The organism is Streptomyces sp. NBC_01317 (assembly GCF_035961655.1).
Classification (GTDB): Bacteria; Actinomycetota; Actinomycetes; order Streptomycetales; family Streptomycetaceae; genus Streptomyces.
Genome location: NZ_CP108393.1, coordinates 3501840 through 3516040, shown reverse-complemented (window position 1 = coordinate 3516040; position 14201 = coordinate 3501840). Strand labels below are relative to the sequence as shown.

Annotated in this window: 14 protein-coding genes; 10 read left to right on the top strand and 4 right to left on the bottom strand. The window is 68.0% G+C overall.

Going from position 1 to position 14201, the window contains the following annotated elements:
* The first annotated feature begins 19 nt into the window (after positions 1 to 19).
* Positions 20 to 676 carry a hypothetical protein gene (locus tag OG349_RS14870; protein ID WP_327235054.1) on the top strand — a complete coding sequence of 219 codons (657 nt, stop codon included), beginning with the start codon at positions 20 to 22 and terminating at the stop codon, positions 674 to 676.
* Positions 677 to 762: 86 nt separating this feature from the next.
* Complete coding sequence (locus OG349_RS14865; RefSeq protein WP_327235053.1) at positions 763 to 1455, top strand: demethylmenaquinone methyltransferase; 693 nt, start codon at positions 763 to 765, stop codon at positions 1453 to 1455.
* Positions 1456 to 1498: 43 nt separating this feature from the next.
* On the opposite strand, the gene OG349_RS14860 is transcribed toward OG349_RS14865, so the two are convergent.
* On the bottom strand, positions 1499 to 2008 hold the full coding sequence (locus tag OG349_RS14860; protein ID WP_327235052.1) for a GNAT family N-acetyltransferase: 510 nt from the start codon (positions 2006 to 2008) through the stop codon (positions 1499 to 1501).
* Between the two features lie 107 nt (positions 2009 to 2115).
* On the opposite strand from OG349_RS14860, the gene OG349_RS14855 reads away from it, so the two are divergent.
* On the top strand, positions 2116 to 3402 hold the full coding sequence (locus tag OG349_RS14855; RefSeq protein WP_327235051.1) for a geranylgeranyl reductase family protein: 1287 nt from the start codon (positions 2116 to 2118) through the stop codon (positions 3400 to 3402).
* 473 nt (positions 3403 to 3875) lie between these two features.
* The gene (locus tag OG349_RS14850; protein WP_327235050.1) at positions 3876 to 4007 is read left to right on the top strand and encodes a hypothetical protein; all 132 of its coding nucleotides are present in this window, start codon (positions 3876 to 3878) and stop codon (positions 4005 to 4007) included.
* 9 nt (positions 4008 to 4016) lie between these two features.
* Here the strand turns inward: OG349_RS14850 and OG349_RS14845 are convergent, their stop codons facing one another.
* On the bottom strand, positions 4017 to 5078 hold the full coding sequence (locus tag OG349_RS14845; protein ID WP_327235049.1) for a DNA cytosine methyltransferase: 1062 nt from the start codon (positions 5076 to 5078) through the stop codon (positions 4017 to 4019).
* Between the two features lie 154 nt (positions 5079 to 5232).
* Between OG349_RS14845 and OG349_RS14840 the strand changes: the two genes are divergently transcribed.
* Positions 5233 to 6411, top strand: coding sequence for a restriction endonuclease, SacI family (locus tag OG349_RS14840; RefSeq protein ID WP_327235048.1), 1179 nt, complete (start codon positions 5233 to 5235; stop codon positions 6409 to 6411).
* A gap of 1155 nt (positions 6412 to 7566) precedes the next feature.
* Here the strand turns inward: OG349_RS14840 and OG349_RS14835 are convergent.
* Complete coding sequence (locus tag OG349_RS14835; RefSeq protein WP_327235047.1) at positions 7567 to 8526, bottom strand: NAD-dependent epimerase/dehydratase family protein; 960 nt, start codon at positions 8524 to 8526, stop codon at positions 7567 to 7569.
* Between the two features lie 159 nt (positions 8527 to 8685).
* On the opposite strand from OG349_RS14835, the gene OG349_RS14830 reads away from it, so the two are divergent.
* Positions 8686 to 9477 carry an alpha/beta hydrolase gene (locus OG349_RS14830; protein WP_327235046.1) on the top strand — a complete coding sequence of 264 codons (792 nt, stop codon included), beginning with the start codon at positions 8686 to 8688 and terminating at the stop codon, positions 9475 to 9477.
* A 31-nt stretch (positions 9478 to 9508) separates the two neighbouring features.
* Here OG349_RS14830 and OG349_RS14825 read toward each other — a convergent pair whose 3' ends face one another.
* Complete coding sequence (locus OG349_RS14825; RefSeq protein WP_327235045.1) at positions 9509 to 10357, bottom strand: C40 family peptidase; 849 nt, start codon at positions 10355 to 10357, stop codon at positions 9509 to 9511.
* Between the two features lie 791 nt (positions 10358 to 11148).
* On the opposite strand from OG349_RS14825, the gene OG349_RS14820 reads away from it, so the two are divergent.
* From OG349_RS14820 to OG349_RS14805, 4 genes are read left to right on the top strand one after another with little or no spacing between them, the layout of a single operon-like run.
* On the top strand, positions 11149 to 11508 hold the full coding sequence (locus tag OG349_RS14820; RefSeq protein ID WP_161310778.1) for an NADH-quinone oxidoreductase subunit A: 360 nt from the start codon (positions 11149 to 11151) through the stop codon (positions 11506 to 11508).
* Between the two features lie 19 nt (positions 11509 to 11527).
* Complete coding sequence (locus OG349_RS14815) at positions 11528 to 12082, top strand: NuoB/complex I 20 kDa subunit family protein (RefSeq protein WP_161310777.1); 555 nt, start codon at positions 11528 to 11530, stop codon at positions 12080 to 12082.
* Positions 12079 to 12864, top strand: a complete 786-nt coding sequence (locus tag OG349_RS14810) for an NADH-quinone oxidoreductase subunit C (protein ID WP_327235044.1) — start codon at positions 12079 to 12081, stop codon at positions 12862 to 12864. The genes OG349_RS14815 and OG349_RS14810 overlap by 4 nt, the downstream gene beginning before the upstream one ends.
* On the top strand, positions 12864 to 14186 hold the full coding sequence (locus OG349_RS14805) for an NADH-quinone oxidoreductase subunit D (protein WP_327235043.1): 1323 nt from the start codon (positions 12864 to 12866) through the stop codon (positions 14184 to 14186). The genes OG349_RS14810 and OG349_RS14805 overlap by 1 nt, the downstream gene beginning before the upstream one ends.
* Positions 14187 to 14201: the final 15 nt, after the last annotated feature.

Here is a 14201-nt window from a genome sequence, read left to right as displayed (position 1 = left end):
GCGGGCGGGGGCGGCCGTCGTGCTGACGATCCACCGTGCTGACCTGCTGCTGCCGGGTGCCGGGGAGGAACCGGTCCCGGGAGGTGCCGTCCTCGTGGACGGGTCCGTCCTGGCGGCCGTCGGCCCCTACGAGCGGCTGGCGGCGGCGCGCCCGGAGGCGCGGGTGCGCACGTGGCCCGGGATCATCACCCCGGGCCTGTGCAATCCGTACGGCCCCGAGCTGCTGGAGCGGGCGTACCACCCGGACCCCCGCGAGGCGGACACCCTCGGGACCGACCCTCTCACCGGAGACGCGCTCGACGCGCTGGGCATGACCGACGCCCGGTGGGGCGCGAGCGCGCGGCGCGGGGTGCGGCGGCTGCTCGCCCACGGGGCGGTGGCGGTCGCGGGCGATCTGGGGCGGGAGGCGGTCGTGGACGCCGTACAGCGCTCAGGGCTCGGCATCGAGCAGCGCTTCACGGACCCGCCGGGCCCGGCCACGCTCGACCCGTTCGCGGGACGGCCTGCGGCGGAGGCGTTCCTGCTGCCTCTTCTGGGTGACAAGGGCCTGTACGCGGACTTCGCGGTGTTCGACGTGCCGGTGGACGGGGATCCGTACGCGGCCCTGGGCGGGCACGGCGCCTCCCGCTGTGTCGCCACGGTGCTGGGCGGGCGGCTGGTGCACCGGCGCGCGTGAGGCGGGGGCACGCCTGCGAGAATGGGCGTATCGCGGTGTAGCTGCACCGCACCGCACCGGATCCGAGACAAGCGAGGCCAACGCCAGTGACGCGCGCATCCCTGGACAAGCAGCCGCACGAAGTCGCCTCGATGTTCGACGACGTGGCGGCGAACTACGACCTGACCAACGACGTGCTGTCGCTCGGGCAGGACCGGGTGTGGCGCAAGGCGGTCGCGAAGGCCGTCCACGCGCGCCCCGCCGAGAAGATCCTCGACCTGGCGGCGGGCACGGCCACCTCCTCGCAGCCGTTCGCCGCGACCGGTGCGTACGTCGTGCCCTGCGACTTCTCCCTGGGCATGCTGCGGGAGGGCAAGAAGCGCCACCCGTGGATGCCGTTCACGGCGGGGGACGCGACAAAACTGCCCTTCGCGGACGAGGTCTTCGACGCGGTGACGATCTCCTTCGGGCTGCGCAACGTCCACGACACGGACCGCGCGCTGCGCGAGCTGTACCGGGTGACGAAGCCGGGCGGGCGGGTGGTGATCTGTGAGTTCTCGCACCCGACGTGGGCGCCGTTCCGGACCGTCTACACGGAGTACCTGATGCGGGCGCTGCCGCCGGCCGCGCGCGCGGTCTCCTCCAACCCGGACGCGTACGTGTACCTCGCCGAGTCGATCCGCGCGTGGCCCGACCAGCCCGCGCTGGCTGAGCGGTTGCAGGGCGCGGGCTGGTCGCGGGTGGCGTGGCGGAACCTGACGGGCGGGATCGTGGCGCTGCACCGGGGCGTACGGGACTGAGGGGCCTCTCCCTCTCTCCCTACGGCTCCAGCTATCCACAGGCTCACAGCTCCAGCCGGTAGCAGTGCGCCTCCTTCCCCGACACCGCCCCCGTGTACGTCTCCGCCCGCTCCATGCCGAGGCGCCGGATCACCGCGACCGAGCGGGTGTTCTCCGGGTACACCATCGCCACCACCCGGTCGACGCCCGCCGCGCGGACCCGCTCCAGCGTCGTGCGCGCGGCGGCGGTGACGTATCCGCGTCCCCAGTACTCCCGTCCGAGCCGCCAGCCGATCTCGATCTCGCCCACCGGGCCGAAGGTCTCGTGCGGCCACGGCTGGGCGCCGGTGAAGCCGATCGCGTCGCCGTGCTCGTCCACCAGCGTCCAGAAGCAGAAGCCCCGTTCGGCGTCGTGGCGGCGCTGGCGGGCGGTCAGCTCCTCGTACACCGAGTGCTCGGCGGAGGCGCCGCCGTGGAACTCCATCACCTCGGGGTGGTCGAAGAGCCGGTGCCAGGCGAGGGCGTCCTCCTCGGTGGGGACGCGCAGGTGCACGGCGGGCGGTGACTTGGTCATGTCCTTCACGGGCAGGCCCTTCAACGTGGCGGTCGGTGCGCACGAATAGACTGCACAGGTCCCGTGCCGTCCGGTACGCCATTTTCGAGTCTTCGGGAGAACCCGCCGTGACCGAGCCCCTCTCCGAACACACCGCGGATGTGATTGTCGTCGGTGCCGGTCCGGCCGGTTCGACGACCGCCTACTACCTGGCCAAGGCGGGCCTGGACGTCCTGCTGCTGGAGAAGACGGCGTTCCCGCGCGAGAAGGTCTGCGGCGACGGGCTCACCCCGCGCGCGACCAAGCAGCTCGTGTCGATGGGCATCGACATCTCCGAGGAGGCGGGCTGGCTGCGCAACAAGGGCCTGCGGATCATCGGCGGCGGGGTGCGGCTCCAGCTGGACTGGCCGGATCTCGCCTCGTACCCGGACTACGGACTCGTCCGGAAGAGGGACGATTTCGACGAACAGCTGGCCCGGCAGGCGCAGAAGGCGGGCGCGCGGCTGTACGAGCGGTGCAACGTGGGCGCGCCGATCACGGACGCGCGCACCGGCCGGATCACGGGCGTGAACGCGAAGCTGGGCGAGGAGAAGACCCCGGTCACCTTCCACGCGCCGCTCGTGGTGGCCGCCGACGGCAACTCCACGCGGCTGTCGCTGGCGATGGGCCTGCACCGGCGCGAGGACCGCCCGATGGGCGTCGCGGTGCGCACGTACTTCACCTCGCCCCGCCACGACGACGACTACCTGGAGTCCTGGCTGGAGCTGTGGGACCGGCGCGGTCCCGGCGAGGACCGGCTGCTGCCGGGGTACGGCTGGATCTTCGGCATGGGCGACGGTACGTCCAACGTCGGCCTGGGCGTGCTCAACACGTCCGACTCCTTCAAGGAGCTGGACTGGCGCGAGGTGCTCAAGGCGTGGTGCGCGTCGATGCCGGCGGACTGGGGCTACACCCCGGACAACATGACGATGCCGATCCGCGGCGCGGCGCTGCCGATGGCGTTCAACCGCCAGCCGCACTACACGCGGGGCCTGTTGCTGGTCGGGGACGCGGGCGGGATGGTCAACCCGTTCAACGGCGAGGGCATCGCGTACGCCATGGAGTCGGGCCAGATCGCCGCCGAGGTGATCGTCCAGGCCCACGCCCGCGCGACTCCGGCCCAGCGGGAGCTGGTGCTCCAGCGCTACCCGCGCATCCTGAAGGAGACGTACGGCGGCTACTACACGCTGGGCCGCGCGTTCGTGAAGCTCATCGGCAACCCGAAGATCATGAAGATCGCGGCCCAGCGCGGCCTGACGCACCCGCTGTTGATGAAGTTCCTGCTGAAGATGCTGGCCAACCTGACGGACCCGACGGGCGGCGACGCGTCGGACCGCATCATCAACGGCCTGTCGAAGGTGGCGCCGAAGGCGTGACGATTCGGTCGATATCTCCGGTTCACGTCGAGTTGTGCGAGTGTGGCCTCTGGCCTAGTTCGTTCCCACCGTAGACATGAATCCGCCGGTCGGGGCGTGTGCCCCGGCCAGCGGATCCAGCGATTCACGGTTCGATGTCGCAGAGTCAGTTCGTCCCAGAGGAGCCCCGGGTGACCTGCGGGGCGTAGGCATTCACGCTCGGGCGGCTGGCACGTCGACACGGTTTGCGGGAAGGGGCGTCGCACTCTCCCGCGAGCACCGGCGTAAGGCGATTGTGGCGGTCCGGATGTGGTGCACCTTGGCGGCGACATCGCCGGACAGTAGGGGTGGCGTGACGGGTATGACGGGTGAAATCAGTGACGGGGGCGGAAACTTCCGCAGCTGCGACGACCCGGACGGCCATGGGGGTGAGGCCGAGTTCATATGCGTTTCTGCTCATTGTGGCGGCATCGCGCGCCATTTCCTGGAAGCTAGTGACGGCGCTCTCCCGCGACGTGGAGTTGGCGCCCTTCCTCGCGGTCGGTGACGGGGCGGCCGTCCGGGTGCTCACCTTCCTGCTGGCGCAGGGGCTGGTCGCCGCCTTGCGGAAGGGCGGCTGGGCGTAGAAGTAACGATTACTCCACCTGCTCGGCGATGGCACGCACGACCTTTTCCGCCAAGAGGGGGGGAACGCAATTTCCGAGTTGGGCCTGAACAGCGCCGCGCTTGCCGACGAATTGAAACTCATCCGGAAATGTGAACAGCCGCTTCATCTCTGGCACGCGTAGGCGCCGGTTATCCCAGTGAAACGGGCCGATGTAAGGGCCTGGCTGTGCCTGAATCGTTGGAGAAGGGCGGTTGGGGTCGAGCTTAAGCAGGAACGACCAATACTTGGATCGCCACTTGAACTCAGGGTTACTGTGGCCTCGCTCTTCCGTATAATGGAGGTAATTCTCTCCGGGCGGAATGTCGGGCAGCAGATGCCCATACTTTCCGCCGACTGTCTCGCCGGCTTCAGGCTCCGTCACGAGCCCCTCAAGGGCCTGCCCCACTGTTACATGAGACTGCTCTTCGGTGCCCGTTGCGCGGCGCTCCCACTTGCCCCCGTGTGTCGGTTCTGGGTGCTGCGGCAGGGCCTTACCCTTTGGTACCCCGATCACGAAGAGCCTCGGTCGGGACTGCGGGACTCCGTAGTCGGCAGCATTCAGGACTTTCGTCTCGTAGCTGTATCCTGCCTCGTCAATTTCCCGCAGCAATCGCTCGTAAGCGGGACGCGAGGCCTTGTTGTTGAAAGTGAGTGCGTAGACGTTCTCCATGACAAAAGCGCGCGGTTTCGCCTCACGGAGAAGGCGAGTGTAGGACTGCAAAAGGGAGGCGCCCGGATCGAGTCCTTTGCGCTTGTACTCAAGCCAGAATCCCGACTTTGAGAACGGAGTGCAGGGGGGGCCGCCGACCAGCAAATCCGGGCGTTCGCCCCCCTTGAGGCCAGCAGCGCTTAGAAGGTCTTTGGCTGAAACCTCAAGAATGTCCTTCTGGATCACTTCTGATTGGAGATGGGAAAAATTCTTCTCCATCGTGGCCACGGCGTCGGCGTTGCGCTCAACGGCAGCACGGACCTCGTACCCGGCTTGCTCCACCCCGAGGTCCAGGCCGCCTGCGCCGGAGAACAATGAGATTGCGATGCCTTGACTCGTCACAGAGAACAGAGTGCCATGTGGGACTGACATCGGGGAGATGAGACCCGCTTGGTTCGGCGGTTGGCGGCGCCCTGAGGGAGAGACTAGCTCTCGGCCGGGCTAGTGTGCGAGCCTGTGGCGTCCAGGCTGAGTCGATCACGGATGTGGGCGGAACATGGTGCAGGGCGGGGGGCGGAAAGTGACGCTGCGGGTTCCTAGGGAACCAGCGAGGGAGAAGTTCCTCGAAGCGCTCATGCTGGCGCGATCGGACGAGGACCTTCCGTCCGAGTGGATCACCCGAAGCCGCAAGGTGGGTCAGGCCAAGAACGGCACCAACACCCCAATGCTGGGCACAGCGTTGCTGGCCAAGGCCACGAACAAGCTCGTCAACGCCCTCGCGCTCCAGACCAAGGTGCATCGCGGGTACTCCGCTCGTGGGGTCGCCAAGAACGTCCTGGTGCCTGCCTGTGTCGAGCATGAGATCGACCTGCGGACGAGCGGTGCAGAGCCGCTGAACAACCATCCTTTCTATCAGCAAGAGATGGTCGTCCTCTCGCTGATTCCCGAGAGCAAGCCGGTGGCGCGAGCCGAGCTTGAGTATCTGGTCGAGTGTCTCCAGAGTGCCGACTTCCTTGAGGATGAGAGTGCGCTGAGGGCCTTGGCCGCGTTCCTTCGGGTGCGCATCGAGGATGGCAACAGGGCAACAGTGCTCGAACTCGAAGCCGGTTCGCTGACACTTCCGGTCCTGAGCGACCTCGCAACCGCTTTCATCAACATCAACCGAGAAGGCGGGAGACGCGGGCAAGCCTTCGTCGCAGCCTGCCTTGACCTAGTTCATCCAGGAATGGTCTACGCCGACGCCATCAATGATCCTAGTCGCAATGTCCCCGGTGACGTTGCGATCAAAGTTCCTCCGAGCAGTCAAGAGTCCGCCCAGGACGGTTTTTTTGAGTCGGATGACCCTACGTCCGCCTCTACTGCTGACTACACCGTCGTACTGAGCGCGGAAGCCAAGCAGAAGGCCGTGTCGCAGAGTGAGATCCTTCAGTTCGTTGAGCGACTGGCGGTGGCAGGCATCGGGAAGGGCCTGTATGCGGCGGTTGAACCGAATCAGGCAGATCTCGAGCCGGACAAACTCGCCATGCTTGCGCAAGAACGCAACGGCATCCTTCTTGAGGTGGTTAGCGACCCCAAGAAGCTGCTCCTCACCGCCGTACAGTGGTCACCTCTTCCTCTGGCCGAGTGCCTCAAGCGGTTTCCCCAACTCTTGGTGCAGCGATTGAAGGACTTCCACTGCGGCAAGGACAGCCAGCACGAGTGGGCCGACATGCTTGCTGCGTCCACTGCGAAGTGAGACCAACCGGGACCCCGCCAGTGATCGACCCGTAGGCCACCGTTCCGCAGTAGCGACACGCATCCCTTAGCGGACGTGCGTGCACCCCGCCGAGGGGTGCGCGGCGGGGTGCACAGAATTAGGGGATCCTTTCGGGCGTGCGGAAACGTTACCCACACTAGGCCACGAACTGAACTGATAACGGCACAACCCTTATTCTCGTCCTCGATCTCGGCGAGTACGGCTGCCAGGGCGACGGTCAGTTATCCCCACATGCGCCGCTCCTGCTCGTCGAGGGCACGGTCGTGGCGGTTTTCGGGCCCGTCGAGCACGTCACGCTCAGGGCGATGTGCAGCTCGCGGTCGCAGTCGCGCCACGGGAATGTCGGTCCAGTATTGAGGAGCCACGCGTGCGGAGGCCGGGCGGCTGCGGCAGAGCGCCCCCTCGGGGATCCCGAGCGCCGTACCTCATGGAATAGGTGCTCATGAAGGAAAAGAAGTTGGGGCGTAGCGAGCATGTTGTCGAGCTGATGCTCGGGGCCTCGATTCACGCAAACGAAGCGCAGACCGTGCACCCTACGTGTGCACGTGCCAGGTGCGGGCGGGCGCGTAGGGCGCCGAACTCCCAGTGTCACGGATCGCACTACGCCTCCTGCTCGCCATGGTCGACGGGGGCGAGGGTGCTGGCGAGCGCGAAGTTCAGTCGGCGACTTGCTGTCCGTTGGTGCTGCGTAACAAAGTCCCCAGTGCTGGCACTTCGAGGTCTGCGGGCTGGGAACAGGCGCGGCCCGTCGTGTCGGGGCACCGCAGTTGGCGCGGCCTATGGCAGCCGACTGTCCACCGCTCGCGCTTGCCGAGCAGTGAGTCGTGACTACTGTACAAATAATCGGCAGAGTTTGCCGGGGTCGTGTCCCAGCGGCCCGTGGTCGATGACTTCGCAATATCCGGACGCCATTGCTGTCAGCGTTCGGCCGGCTCGGGGCGAGCTGCTTACGGATCGATTGGCCTTGTTCGCGACCGTTCCTCTGTCTGAGTTCTTGCGGGCGTAGAGTTCGCCACGCAGACCAACGATCCATCTGGCCCCTTTTGGCCGGTAAATGCCTCTATCGTCAATCGAGCCTCCTTGCGAACATCAGTATGCCTCCCAACTCGGGACCACCAAGGTGGTCCCGAAGGCCTAGCTTCCGGCCGGCGCGCGGTACGTGGCCAGCGTGTCGTGCACCGCCTGTTCCGCCGGGGTCGCCGTCGCGCCGAGGTGTTTGGTGATCTTGGTGCTGTCGACGACGAACGGCTCCTGGAACTCGTACAGCATCTCGCTCAGTTCGCGCAGGAGCGGGTTCGCGACGCCCAGCGTGCGCAGCACCACGGGCGGGAGCGAGCGCACCTTGGCCTTCGGGTGGCCCGCCGACTCGTGGACGAGGGTGACGAGTTGGCGGGTGGTGCGGGTGACCGGGTCGTTCGGCAGGTGCCAGACCTCGCCCGCCGCGTCGGGGTGTTCGCCGAGGAGGGCGAGGCCCTCACCGATGTCCGGGATGTACGTGTACGTGTGCGGCTGGTCCGGGTCGCCGAGGACCGTGGCAGTCCGGCCCCGCAGCGCCGCCTTGAAGACCGTGTCGCCGAGGACGGACTGCTTGCCGCCGCCGGGCCCGTAGTAGTCCGAGGCGCGGCCGATGGTGACCTCGACGCGGCCCGCGCGGTGCGCGGCGAGCAGGTCCTGGGCCATCCGCGCGCGGACCGCGCCCTTGCGGGTCGTGGGCGCGTCGGCGTGGCCCTCGGTGAGGGGGCGGCCCAGGGGCGGCCCGTACATGTAGACGTTGTCCATGCTCACCAGCCGCGCCCCGGCGGCCTCCGCGGCGGCCACCACTCCGGCCTGGAGGCCGGGGAACTCCTGGGCCCAGCGGTGGTAGGGCGGGTTGAGGATCTGGTACACCACCTGGGCGCCCTCGGCGACGGCGGTGGTGAAGGCGGGGTCGGTGGCGTCCCCGGCCACGACCTCGACCCCGTCGGGAACGGGCGCGGAGCCCGAGCGGTTGACCATCCGTACGTCCCGCGGGTGTTCGCCCCGGCGCAGCAGCGCGGCGAGCGTGGCCCGGCCGATGGCGCCGGTACCGAAGATGACATGGCGGGGAGTGCTCACGGGGCGTCCTTTGGGGAGGGCGACAGCAGGTGGCGTGTCAGCGCCACGGCTCCGGTGGAGCGCCCAGCGTACGGGTCCTGCCCCGCTCGTTCCCGGGCCGTACAGCGATCGTTGAGCTTCTTCGCGGGCGTACGATCACGGGGTCAGGGGGAGGATGCGATGCGGCGTGACGTCCGGGACGAGGGGCGCGGCGTACGGCGCTTCTCCTTCCCGTGCGACGGCGAGACGCTCACCTGCTCCGTGACGACGCCCGCAGATCCGGCCGCGAGCCGGGCGACCGCCGTCCTGCTCCACGGCGCCGGTACGAGCGAGCACCGGCGGCTGGACGCCCTCGCCGGGGATCTCGCCGCGCGGGGCCACACCGTGGTCACCTTCGACTTCTCGGGGCACGGCGGCAGTTCCGGATCCCTCGGCGAGCTGAGCCTGGGACGGCGGCTCGCACAGGCGCGGGCCGTGATCGACGCGCACGCGCCGCCCGGCGACGGCCTGGTGCTCGTCGGATTCAGCATGAGCGGCCAGACGGTGGCGGACCTCGCCGCCCACTACGGCCCTCGCGTCACAACGATCGGCCTGTGCGCCCCCGCCGTGTACGCGCGCCGGGCGTGGGAGGTGCCGTTCGCGGACGGGTTCACCGGCGTCATCAGGACCCCGGACAGCTGGCGGGACTCGGCCGCGCTCGACGCCTTCCGTACGTTCACCGGGCGCGCGGTCCTGCTCGTACCGGCGCACGACACGGTGATCCCGCCCGCGGTGACCCGGGCCGTCGCGGAGGCGCTGGCCACGCGCGCGGACCTCACCCACCTCGTCCACGCCGACGCGGACCACAAGCTGGGCCTGTGGCTGCGGGAGAACGCGAAGGAGCGGGGCGAGTTCGCGGACGCGCTCCTTCGCCCCGTACAACCGGAGCCCGTACAGCCGGAGCCCCTGCGCCGAAAGCCCGCCTCCCCCTGAACGGGACGCGGGCCGTCGTACGTACGAAAACTCAGAGCACCCGCACCGCACCGGTCGGCGGGTCCCAGTCCAGGGACTTCTCGACCACACCCGTGCCGGGGTTCTGCGCCCCCACGAACTCGCCGCCGCCCACGTAGATCGCCGTGTGGTACGCGCTGCCCGCGCTTCCCCAGTACAGGATGTCGCCCGGCTGGAGGTTGCTGAGGGAGACCTGCGTGCCCGCGGTCGACTGGTCCTGCGAGACGCGCGGCAGGTCCACACCGATCTGCTTGTACGCGGCCTGCACCAGACCCGAGCAGTCCCACGCGTTGGGGCCCGTCGAACCCATCACGTAGGCGTCGCCGACCTGCGCGCGGGCGAAGGCGATGAGGGCCGCGGCCGAGCCGGTGGCCGTCGAGGTGTACGAGGCGGTCTTGGCGGTGGCCGTGGAGCCGGAGCCGCCGGTGCTCGCCGACTGCGTGGAGTACGTGGCCTTCTCGGCCGCGGCCTCCGCCGCCGCCTTGGCCTTGGCGGCCTTCGCGGCGGCCTCTTCGCGCTTCTTCTCCGCCTCGGCCTTGCGGATCGCCTCGGCCTTCGCCTTGGCGACCTTGGCGGTGTGCGCGGCCTTCGTGGCCGCCGCGTCCTCCTGCGCCTGGAGTTCGAGGACGGACGCGACCTGCTGCGTGGCCGCCGCGGACTGCGCGACGCTGTCGGCGAGCCCGGCGGTCAGGGTGGGCATTTCGATGGTCTTCTCGGTCACCGGCTCGGCGTGCGCCGGCCCGGCGGCACCGGCGACCGCGATGCTGCTGAGAACACCCCCGGCAACTCCGGCGCGGATGGCCGTTTTCGACGCGCTGCGGCGGGGTTTCCGGTGGCTGGTTATCTGAGCGGTGTGGGACATGGTCATACCGCTATCAGGCGGTCCCGGGTGGGCGTCAAGAAACGTGTCCTGCGCCACATTTGCGGCTGGAATCTGTGAATCCGCTTTCGAACGGCCTTTATTGACGCCGTAACGGGCAAACCGGGCACGCGTGATCATGGCTGTGATCACCTGCTTTTCGTCAAACGCCCGAATTGCCCCTGACTTACCATCCCTTCACACCCTTGGCCAAGCCCGCCTTTTCGGGCAGTCGGCCGGAGTGGTACAGGTCACAGGATGGTCACCGCACTGCGACCGGATGGTTACGGCGCCACCGCCGGGGCCCGGATGGCCGGGAGTGCACCCCCCTCATCCCCCTCACTCCCTGTCGCTCGTGAACGCGCGCACGTGTCCACCTCGCTCCTGCCCGCCCCCTCGCCCGGGTGACGGCGGATGCCTTATCACCCCAAAGTGTTCCGTCGCCAATTTGCTTGTATATGCCATCGCTTGATAATGCGAACCCCCTCCCACCAGCGACGACCCAGGCGGATGTCACATCTCGTGACCGCCGGGACGCTTCGTGTGCGAAGATCACCGCTCATCCGACTTCATGATCCTTCGTCAGGTGGTGGAGATCACAAAGTCGGTGGTGTACCCCGTGTCGCAGATCACAGACCACCAGGCATAGGATGCGGGGCAGTCGGGCTTGTGAACTGCCTCACATGTACACGATCTTCGGTGATCCGGTGCCGGGGAATCCGTGGTGGGGCGGCGACACAAAATCGCCCGGTGCGGTCCAACGGTCAAGGACGACTGGAAGGAGCTGAGGGGCGTTGAATGCCTACGCACCCATCCTCGTGCTCGGCGCCCTCGGGGCTGGGTTTGCGATCTTCTCCGTGGTCATGGCCACGCTTATCGGCCCAAGACGGTACAACCGGGCCAAACTTGAAGCGTACGAGTGTGGCATCGAGCCCACGCCGACGCCGGCCGGAGGCGGCCGCTTTCCCATCAAGTACTACCTGACGGCGATGCTCTTCATCGTCTTCGACATCGAGATCGTCTTCCTTTACCCCTGGGCCGTCACCTTCGACTCCCTGGGGATCTTCGGGCTCGTGGAGATGCTGCTCTTCGTGCTCACCGTCTTCGTCGCCTACGCGTATGTGTGGCGGCGGGGCGGTCTGGAATGGGACTAAAGGGGCTGAGGGGCCACCAATGGGACTCGAAGAGAAGCTGCCTAGCGGTTTCCTGCTGACCACGGTCGAACAGGCCTCGGGGTGGGTGCGGAAGTCCTCCGTATTCCCCGCCACCTTCGGCCTCGCCTGCTGCGCCATCGAGATGATGACGACCGGCGCGGGGCGGTACGACCTGGCACGGTTCGGCATGGAGGTCTTCCGCGGTTCACCGCGCCAGGCCGACCTGATGATCGTGGCCGGGCGGGTGAGCCAGAAGATGGCGCCCGTCCTGCGGCAGGTCTACGACCAGATGCCGAACCCCAAGTGGGTGATCTCCATGGGGGTGTGCGCCTCGTCGGGCGGCATGTTCAACAACTACGCGATCGTGCAGGGCGTCGACCACATCGTGCCGGTCGACATCTATCTGCCCGGCTGCCCGCCGCGTCCCGAGATGCTGTTGGACGCCATTCTCAAGCTCCACGAGAAGATCCAGAACTCCAAGCTCGGGGTCAACGCCGAAGAGGCGGCCCGCGAGGCGGAGGAAGCGGCCCTCAAGGCGCTCCCGCTGATCGAGATGAAGGGGCTGCTGCGGTGAGCGGCGAGCAGCGTCCCGGCACGTCCGGGCACGACAACGGGTCCGGCGCGGACGGCCGGAACGGCCAGAACGGCCAGGACGGAAAGAACGTTCCCTCCGCGCGCGACGACCACGGTGAGGTCATCGGCGTACGGAAGGGCATGTTCGGCGCCAACAACGGCGGGGACACCTCCGGTTACGGCGGTCTGCGCAGGACGGTCGCCCTGCCGGGCTCGACCTCCCGCCCCTTCGGTGGCCCCAACGGGGTCTTCGACCAGATCGCCGACGAGCTCGAAGGCGCGCTGGAGGAGCAGGGACTCGTCCCCGGCAACGCCATCGAGAAGACGGTCGTGGACCGCGGCGAGGTCACCTTCCACATCGCCCGCGAGCACCTCGTCCAGGTCGCGCGCACCCTGCGCGACGACCCGGCGCTCCGCTTCGAGCTGTGTACGGGGGTGTCGGGCGTCCACTACCTCGGGGACAAGGGCCGTGAGCTGCACGCCGTCTACCACCTGCGCTCGCTCACCCACGGCCGGCTGATCCGCCTGGAGGTCTCGGCGCCCGACGCCGACCCGCACGTGCCGTCCCTGGTCTCGCTCTACCCGACCAACGACTGGCACGAGCGCGAGACGTACGACTTCTTCGGCCTGATCTTCGACGGCCACCCCGCCCTGACCCGGATCATGATGCCGGACGACTGGCAGGGCTTCCCGCAGCGCAAGGACTATCCGCTCGGCGGGATCGCCGTCGAGTACAAGGGCGCCCAGATCCCGGCTCCGGACCAGCGGAGGTCGTACTCCTGATGAGCACTTCACATGCGTCGGCCCGCGAGACCACCGAGGGCACCGTATATACGGTCACCGGTGGGGACTGGGACGAGGTCGTCCAGTCCGCCGCGAAGTCCGACGACGAGCGGATCATCGTCAACATGGGTCCCCAGCACCCGTCCACCCACGGGGTGCTGCGGCTGATCCTGGAGATCGAGGGCGAGACCGTCACCGAGGCCCGCTGCGGCATCGGCTATCTGCACACGGGCATCGAGAAGAACCTCGAATTCCGCAACTGGACGCAGGGCACCACCTTCGTCACGCGCATGGACTACCTGACGTCGTTCTTCAACGAGACGGCGTACTGCCTGGGCGTGGAGAAGCTGCTCGGCATCGAGGACGAGATCCCGGACCGGGCCACCGCCATCCGCGTCCTGCTGATGGAGCTGAACCGGCTCTCCTCGCACCTGGTGTGCATCGCCACCGGCGGCATGGAGCTGGGCGCGACGACGATCATGATCTACGGATTCCGTGATCGTGAACTCATTCTCGATGCCTACGAGCTGATCACCGGCCTGCGCATGAACCACGCGTTCATCCGGCCCGGCGGACTCGCCCAGGACCTGCCTCCCGGCGCCGTCGACCAGCTGCGCGAGCTGCTGCGGACCCTGCGGAAGAACCTGCCCGAGTACGACAAGCTCGCCACCGGCAACCCCATCTTCAAGGCCCGGATGGAGGACGTCGGCTACCTCGACCTGACCGGCTGCATGGCGCTGGGCGCCACCGGGCCGATCCTGCGCGCCGCTGGACTCCCGCACGACCTGCGCAGGTCGGACCCGTACTGCGGTTACGAGACGTACGAGTTCGACGTCCCGACCGCCGACACGTGTGACGCGTACGGCCGCTTCCTCATCCGCCTGGAGGAGATGCGGCAGTCGCTGCGGATCGTCGAGCAGTGCCTGGACCGGCTGGCGCCGGGCCCGGTGATGGTCGCCGACAAGAAGATCGCCTGGCCCGCGCAGCTCGCGCTCGGACCCGACGGGCTCGGCAACTCGCTCGACCACATCAAGAACATCATGGGCACGTCCATGGAAGCGCTGATCCATCACTTCAAGCTGGTGACGGAGGGCTTCCGCGTGCCGGCCGGGCAGGCGTACGCCGCCGTGGAGTCGCCCAAGGGCGAACTGGGCGCGCACGTCGTCTCCGACGGGGGCACCCGCCCCTACCGGGTCCACTTCCGCGACCCGTCCTTCACCAATCTCCAGGCCATGGCGGCGATGTGCGAGGGCGGCCAGGTCGCCGACGTCATCGTCGCCGTCGCGTCCATCGACCCCGTGATGGGAGGCGTCGACCGGTGACCGTCCAGCCGACCA